General features: G+C 63.5%; 2 protein-coding genes. Both read left to right on the forward strand.

Features of this window, described 5'->3' with window-relative positions; genetic code table 11:
- A partial coding sequence (locus EN935_RS34365) for a trimethylamine methyltransferase family protein (protein ID WP_206534642.1) occupies nucleotides 1–908 on the forward strand: 908 nt, incomplete at its 5' end.
- Nucleotides 909–1078: 170 nt separating this feature from the next.
- The coding region (locus EN935_RS34375; protein ID WP_164771616.1) for an FAD-binding oxidoreductase at nucleotides 1079–1761 on the forward strand (683 nt) is incomplete at its 3' end.

The following is a 1761-nucleotide window of genomic DNA, read 5'->3' on the forward strand; positions in this document are numbered from 1 at the left end:
GGATCGCGCGCGGCATCAGCCACGAACAAATGCTCGAAGAACCGTCCGTCTTCACCATCATCAACACCAATTCGCCGCTCAAGCTCGATGTGCCGATGATGGAAGGCATCATCCAGATGTCGAGCAAGGGCCAGGTCGTCGTCGTGACGCCGTTTACCCTGTCGGGCGCCATGGCGCCGGTCACCATCGCCGGCGCGCTGGTGCAGCAGAACGCCGAGGCGCTGTCCGGCATCGCCTTCGCCCAGATGGTGCGCAAGGGCGCGCCCGTCGGCTATGGCGGCTTCACCTCCAATGTCGACATGAAGTCCGGTTCACCGGCTTTCGGCACGCCGGAATACATGAAGGCGCAGCTCGTCGGCGGCCAGCTTGCCCGCCGCTACAACATCCCCTACCGCACCTCCAACACCTGCGCCGCCAACACGGTCGACGCGCAGGCGGCCTATGAAAGCGTGTTCTCGCTGTGGGGCGCCATCCAGGGCGGCGGCAATCTGATGATGCACGCCGCCGGCTGGCTCGAAGGCGGCCTGCGCTGCTCCTACGAAAAGACCATTCTGGACATCGACCTGCTGCAGATGGTGGCCGAATTCCTGACCCCGCTCGACCTGTCCGACGAGGCGCTCGGCTTCGACGCCATCCAGTCGGTCGGACCGGGCGGCCATTTCTTCGGCACCCAGCACACGCAGGACCGCTACAAGACCGCCTTCTACTCGCCGATCCTCTCCGACTGGCGCAATTACGAGACCTGGGCGGAAGCTGGCTCGCCGACGGCGCTCGAAAAGGCCAACAAAGTCTGGAAGGAACGGCTTGCGTCCTACGAAGAGCCCCATATGGACCCGGCCATCCGCGAGGAACTCAACGCCTTCGTCGACAAGCGCCGGTCCGAGGGCGGCGCGCCGACCGATTTTTGATCGTCTGTGTTGTTGATGAACAGTCGACCCCCACTCCGTCGAGCTGCGCTCGACACCTCTCCCCCGATCGACGGGGGAGAGGAAAGGTGCGAGCTTATGCAGGCTGGCGCCCTTCCTTTCCCTCCAGAGGGGCCACCCGATTCAATCTCTTCAAAAACGGACCTATCTAAATGAAATCTCACGTAAAAGCGGTTGTCATCGGCGGCGGCGTCGTCGGCTGCTCGGTTCTCTATCACCTGGCCAAGGCCGGCTGGACCGACATCATGCTGATCGAGCGCTCGGAGCTCACCTCCGGCTCGTCCTGGCATGCGGCGGGCGGCTTCCACACGCTGAACGGCGATCCCAACGTCGCCAAGCTGCAGGCCTATACGGTGCAGCTCTACAAGGAGATCGAGGAAATATCAGGCCAGTCCTGCTCGCTGCATTTGACCGGCGGCGTGATGATGGCCGATACGCCCGAGCGCATGGACTTCCTGCGCCTTGCCCACGCCAAGGGCCGCTATCTCGGCATGGACACCGAGCTGATCACCCCGTCCGAAGCCAAGGCGATGTTCCCGCTGATGGACGAGACCAATTTCGTCGGCGCCATGTGGGATCCGGTCGAAGGCCATCTCGATCCGTCCGGCACCACCATCGCCTACTCCAAGGCGGCCAAGAAACTCGGCGCCGAGATCGTGCTGCGCAACCGCGTCGTTGAACTGACGCAAGAGGTCGACGGCACCTGGAACGTCGTCACCGAACAAGGCACGGTGAAGGCCGAGCATGTCGTCAATTGCGGCGGCCTGTGGGCGCGCGAGATCGGCCGCATGGTCGGCGTCGAACTGCCGGTGCTGGCCATGGAGCACATGTATCT

This window comes from Mesorhizobium sp. M7D.F.Ca.US.004.03.1.1, assembly GCF_003998635.1.
Classification (GTDB): domain Bacteria; phylum Pseudomonadota; class Alphaproteobacteria; order Rhizobiales; family Rhizobiaceae; genus Mesorhizobium; species Mesorhizobium loti.